Source organism: Coxiella endosymbiont of Ornithodoros maritimus, from assembly GCF_907164965.1.
In the GTDB taxonomy this organism is placed as follows: domain Bacteria; phylum Pseudomonadota; class Gammaproteobacteria; order Coxiellales; family Coxiellaceae; genus Coxiella.
The window spans coordinates 1-5,949 of record NZ_CAJRAM010000005.1; the positions used below are offsets into that span (position 1 = coordinate 1).

The following is a 5,949-nucleotide window of genomic DNA, read 5'->3' on the forward strand; positions in this document are numbered from 1 at the left end:
CATCGTTACCATCATTCTTGTTACTTTTGACATACGGTTTGACCTGCGGCGGACCGATCAACTGTGTTGGGATGCCCAACCCCATGAACCCGATACCAATGGTTCGCGCCTCCACACGCTTCTATCAACCACACAAGCCACCTTAAGGCCTTGCCACAGTGGACACATATTGAGCGCCTAACCCCTCTCGTGTGGATCACCTTACCCCACTCATCAATCCCACACAGTTGAAAAACCCCTTTTGCAATAAATACCAACACCAAGTATTTTAATATCTTTCATGGCCCTGCTCCTTTTTTTAAAAATAGAAACTCTATGTTGGCGCATTATAACGCCCTCTTTAAGGAGGGGCACTTTTCATTGGCTTATTGTGCGTCAAATTTATAACGGGGCGGTGGCCTCATGTAGCCAATCGTTTAATTCATTGGCCGGTAATAAGTCCCTTAGGGTTTGGTAAACTCGTTGATGGTAGTCATTAATTTGCTGGATTTCTTCAGAGGTGAGCAAGTTAGGATTAATTAATTTACGGCAATAAGGAACCAGTGTGAGATCTTCAAAACTGTAAAAAGGCCCGTCCCCGGTGAGGCTGTCGTCAACGGTGAACTTTTCCGTGACTAGGCAGAGATTTTCAATTCGGATTCCGTATTTATTGGTTAAATAAACACCCGGTTCGTTGCTCACGATCATTCCGGGTTGCAGAGGAATGCCGGTATAACGAGAAGTTATTGCCTGCGGCCCCTCGTGGACACAGAAATAGCTGCCAACGCCGTGTCCTGTGGCATGTCCGTAATCCAGTGCCTCTCGCCATAAAAATTGATGCGCTAGGGCATTGAGATGCTCCCCGCAACTCCCTTTCGGGAAAACGGCCTGGCGAATCGCTAAATGCCCTTTGAGTACTAAGGTATAAAGGCATTTTTCTTCTTCTGTAGGAGTTCCAAGGTGAATAGTTCGGGTAATGTCGGTAGTTCCATAATGATATTGGCCGCCCGAATCAATTAAATAGGGTGCCGAATCATTAATGGTGGCATCGGTATCGGTTGTTGCCGAGTAATGCACAATCGCACCATGCGGACCAAATCCACTAATGCTGGGAAAACTTAAATCCAAACAACGAGAATCGCTGCGTCGGAAAAATTCCAATTTTTCAGCCGCTGATATTTCAGTCACTCCCGATTGCCAATGATTTTCAATCCAGTGTAAAAATTGAATCATCGCAATGGCATCGATAATATGCGCTTCTCTCGCTCCTTTTTGTTCCACGGGATTTTTTAATGCTTTTGCCAATGTAATAGGTGATGGTTTTAAAATAATAGAAGCTGTGTTTTTTAGCTGGTCTCGAAGCCATAAATTAGTCGCTCCTGGGTCCAGCCATACCGAGCCTGATAATGACTCTAGCGATTTTCCGATACTTTCATAAGGCTCTATGTCAACGGTAATTTTTTTAAAATAGGATCGATCCTCTTCAATAATTTTGTGAGGATTTACAAAAAGACTAGCTTCGTTTTGCGTAATGACAGCATAACTAATAACCAACGGATTATAAGCAACATCATTGCCGCGAATATTAAAAAGCCACGCAATAGTGTCTAGCGTATTTAAGACGATGGCATCCGCACTCTCTTTTTGCAACGTCTGACGCAGAGCCGTTAATTTATCTTCCGCGCTAAGACCGGCGTATTGCAATGGTTGAAGTTGAATGGGTGCTTGGGGAAGCGGCGGCTGATCTTCCCAAACGCGATCGATTAAGTTTTTATCGAGGGCTAATAATTTTCCATTTTTTTTTTCTAAAGCGCGCTGAATTTTTTCGGTCTGTTCAAGATTAATTAAGCGGGGGTCAACGGCAAAAACGATGCCGTTTTTTTGCTGAGTTAACCATTGGTCAATCGCGGGTGTTTCACCTTGTCCAATTTTCATTAAATAATAGAGCGAATCGTCGAGCTGTTGTGCGGCTTGAAGAAAATAACGCGGGTCTATCCACAAAAAAGCTTTATCGATTCCAACGACTACATCGCCCGCCGATCCCGTAAAACCACTAATCCAGGCGCGCCGTTGCCAACAGGAAGGAACGTATTCGTTTTTATGAGGGTCGCTGGAAGGAACGTAATAATAATCGACTCCCATTTCATGCATTAAACGACGTAAGGCTGATAGGCGGTCGGCAATAAGATTGGTCATATTTTCCCTCTCTCAATTGAAGTGTCCTTATGATACTCGATTTCGCTATTAGCCGCGAGCCTTGACATGGTAGGATGTGATATCCCATTTTGATTCTCCCACTGGGAGAGGGGATATTTAAAATTCAGATACACTAACATGAATCAAACTGACATCATCATCATCGGCGCCGGCCTGGTAGGCACCAGCGTGGTGGTGGCCTTACAAGGTCACGGGATAAGAATCAAAATCCTTGAGCACCATTTGCCATCAGCTGCCGTGACTTCATCGAACGATGTAAGATCGCTGACGTTATCTTTCGGTAGTTATCAAATTTTGAAAACTCTGGGGGTAGAGGATGATTTAGCGAATGAGGCTTGTCCAATTTCGACGGTGCATGTGTCGGATCAAGGAGCGCTGGGCGCGCTTCGTTTTCGCGCGGGTGAATTTAATGTGCCTGCCTTAGGCTATGTCGTGTCTTTTGCAAAATTGCAACAGAGCCTTTATCAACGAGCTGCTTTGCAAAAAAACGTGGAGATCGTTCCTATCTCGACTATTGATGATATTCAATGCAATTCGAATCATGCGCAGGTTATTTTTTCGACAATAAACGGGCAGCAACAGTTACAAGCTGCTTTATTAATCGGCGCCGATGGGAGCCACTCCACAGCACGTCGCTTATTAAAAATTCCCGTTGAAGAAGAGAACCAAAACGAAGTGGCGCTTATTGCTTTATTGCGCTTAAAACAGCCCCACAACCACATTGCTTACGAACGCTTTACCTCACAAGGGACGCTAGCCCTTTTGCCGCTTTTTCAAGCTAACCAATACCGATTAGTATGGACGTTACCGAAAACAAAAGCAGATGAGATCGGGCAGTGGTCTGACGACGAATTTTGCGTGGTATTAGATCGGATTTTTAAACCTTATATTGGCGCTATCCAATCCGTTGAGCGTGAAAAACGCTTTCCGCTACAAATGTTAATTGCCCAAGAACAAGTTCGCCCAAGTTTTGTTATGCTCGGTAATGCTGCGCATACGCTGTATCCTATTGCTGCTCAGGGATTTAATTTAGGATTGCGAGACGCGGCTGTGCTGAGCGAAGTATTAATCGACGCACGCCGTCAATTAAAACCGTTAGGCGATATCCGTTTTTTGCAAGCATATAGCCGATGGCGGAAAGCCGACCAAGCGCGGATAACAGGATTAACTCGCGGTCTTTCGCAATGGTTTGGTGTACAGTTCCCGTTAGCCAATAAGGCGCGGGGGTTGGGTTTATTGGCGACAGGTCTGTTACCCCCGTTTAAAAAACGTTTAGCCAAACGCCTGATGGGTCTTTCTGGTCGCTTACCGCAATTAATGCGAGGATTGAAATTGGATGACGCGACCTGAGTTAAAGAAAAAACCGATAGCCATTGTTGGCGCTGGCATGGTGGGATTATTATTGGCAAGGCTATTAGCAGAAGCCAAAATAAATACCGTCATTATCGAGGCAAAAAAACCGTTATTATGTTGGAATAAAGAAACTTTAGATTCGCGCGTGAGCGCTATTAATGCTGTTTCAACACGTTTGTTAAAAACGGCAGGCGTTTGGCAAGAGATTCGGAAACCGACTTATTCGCCTTTGGTTAAATTAAAAGTTTGGGACGGTCTTGGCGGCGCTAGAATTACTTTTGATAGTGCCGAAGTAGGCGCTTGCGCGTTAGGTGCTATTGTTGAGAATCGTGAAATAATTCGCGCGTTATGGGAAAAATGCCAAGGGGACCCTTTAGTCGAATTTATTTGTCCGGCAAAACCCAAACAATTGTTTCATACGATGGATTTCGTCGAGCTTGAATTAGAAGATAACGATCGAAAAATTCAAACGCCGTGCGTGGTGGGTGCCGACGGGGGACATTCTTGGTTGCGCCAACACATGTCCATTGAAATTAATGAGCGACCTTACGAACAAAGCGCAGTAGTGGCTGTGGTCAAAACTGAAAATGCACATCAGCAAACGGGTTGGCAAGTTTTTTTACCGAAGGCTGTTTTAGTGTTGTTACCTTTGGCTGATCCACACCACTGTGCCATTGTTTGGTCGGTGGCTACGGAAAAAGCCAATCATTTAATGACGTTGGACAAAACTGAATTTAATGAAAAATTAAATAATGCGTTTGGGTTGCAATTGGGAAAAATTCGACGACTCACTCACCCAAAAGCCATTCCCTTAATTATGCGCCATGCCAAAAAATACATCGGTTCACGCATGGCATTAATTGGCGATGCTGCGCATACGATTCATCCGTTAGCGGGACAAGGAGTTAATTTAGGCTTTATGGATGGCGCTTGTTTAGCTCAATGTTTTATCGACGCCCATCAAAAAAACCAGGGTCTTGGCAACTTACTCACATTGCGTCGTTATGAGCGTTGGCGAAAAGGCGATAATACAATAATGCTAGCCGCCATGCGTCTTTTTAAAGAATGTTTTGGTGTTCAGTTTCCACTTATTGTACAAGCGCGCAATATAGGATTAAATATTACGGATCGGTTTAACCCAGTTAAAAATTGTTTTATGAAAATTGCAATGGGTGAAGTGAGTAAACTACCTGATTTAATTAGCCACACGCCGTTATTTACTTAAATTAAAATTAAAATTAAAATAATCAATTAATAGTGACCCCATAGATTAACATGTTACTGTTGTTTTAAATTTTTCTTATGAAAATAAATTCCTCATTGTAAGATTATAAGGAGATTTTTTTATGAGACAACTCGTTTCAATTAAACATAAACATGATGCTCCGTTGAAGAAAAAAGATTTGACGGCTGTGCCGTTAATAACTGTCGGTGCGGTGCTTGTATTTTTATTAGATAAAAATAAAGTGATTGCTCCTTTTGCAGATGATTATATTTTTACGACCGATGGTAATATTAAAAATGAATTTGCTGTTTATTTTGCTTTAGTAGGGGCCAATGCTGCCCTTAGATTTATACTTTGGGTTGAACTATTTTCAATGATTGGCAACTAAGAAAGGTGCATTATGCAAATCCTGAGAATCGGTTGCAGGAAATAGGAGTAAGAGGTTCCGAAGGCATACAATTGTTAACTGATCCTGTAGAGTTAGAAGAAAATTCCAACGAATGTAAATGGGAAACGCGCCCAGCCTTAAAGACCTTTTTTGAAAAACATCCATTTCTGTGGCATGGAATTTCAACTCTTTTGAGAACCACGTGGAGGATTCTAATATCGACGGCAACGATGAGTCCTCCTTTTCTGGAGCGTGTGGTTGCTTTAATCAAAGATAATTTATCTCTTAGTATGGAAGAACAAACTATATTTTATGGAAGTTACGCTGCTTTTGCAGTGTTGGCTTTGCTTTTAAATTGGATAATTTATCATGAAATGCAAATGCCATTGAAACTTTTTCTCAAAGAAGGTGAGAATAGTGAAATACTTCGGGAGTGTAAGGAGTGTAAGGAGTGTAAATCCGCCTTGTTTTCGTTGCGTCACAATGATCAACCAGTCTTTGAACTAAATGTTGAAGAAAGTCGTCGTTGTTCTATTATGTAAGGATATTGACGCAATTTCGATCCTCTAGTTAAAGACTAAAAACTTAAATCCGTCATCCCAGCTCTCTCATCGTCCCCACGGAGGCGGGGGACCCAGCGCACTACGTGCGCTGTGCGCTAAAAGCGCGCCTGGACTCCTGAGCGGAATCACCAAGTTTAAAAAGTTTCTATTCATAGGCTGGCTAGTTACAAAAAAATGTCTGTCGTTTCCGTGCGTAGGCTGCCTACCGACAGACAAAGAATCGA

Annotated in this window: 2 protein-coding genes and 3 pseudogenes; 3 read left to right on the forward strand and 2 right to left on the reverse strand. The window is 42.9% G+C overall.

Features of this window, described 5'->3' with window-relative positions; genetic code table 11:
• A pseudogene (locus OWO34_RS00310) lies at window positions 1–282 on the reverse strand (IS110 family transposase); the annotation flags it as partial.
• A 99-nt stretch (window positions 283–381) separates the two neighbouring features.
• Window positions 382–2,206 (reverse strand): annotated as a pseudogene (locus tag OWO34_RS00315) (M24 family metallopeptidase).
• A 107-nt stretch (window positions 2,207–2,313) separates the two neighbouring features.
• Here OWO34_RS00315 and ubiH point away from each other — a divergent pair.
• The 3 genes and pseudogenes from ubiH (at window position 2,314) to OWO34_RS00330 (ending at window position 5,704) form a co-directional block, all read left to right on the forward strand.
• On the forward strand, window positions 2,314–3,546 hold the full coding sequence (gene ubiH, locus OWO34_RS00320) for a 2-octaprenyl-6-methoxyphenyl hydroxylase (protein WP_267256150.1): 1,233 nt from the start codon (window positions 2,314–2,316) through the stop codon (window positions 3,544–3,546).
• Window positions 3,533–4,774: a UbiH/UbiF/VisC/COQ6 family ubiquinone biosynthesis hydroxylase gene (locus OWO34_RS00325; RefSeq protein ID WP_267256151.1), complete on the forward strand. Its 1,242-nt coding sequence runs from the start codon at window positions 3,533–3,535 to the stop codon at window positions 4,772–4,774. Before ubiH ends, OWO34_RS00325 begins: the two co-directional genes overlap by 14 nt.
• A 121-nt stretch (window positions 4,775–4,895) precedes the next feature.
• Window positions 4,896–5,704 (forward strand): annotated as a pseudogene (locus OWO34_RS00330) (Dot/Icm T4SS effector MceA).
• The last annotated feature ends 245 nt before the right edge of the window (window positions 5,705–5,949 follow it).

What these genes read in the sequence shown, in the direction of transcription:
- ubiH (WP_267256150.1), top strand. Translation starts at nt 2,314, where the DNA reads ATGAATCAAACTGACATCATCATCATCGGCGCCGGCCTGGTAGGCACC.
- OWO34_RS00325 (WP_267256151.1), top strand. Translation starts at nt 3,533, where the DNA reads ATGACGCGACCTGAGTTAAAGAAAAAACCGATAGCCATTGTTGGCGCT.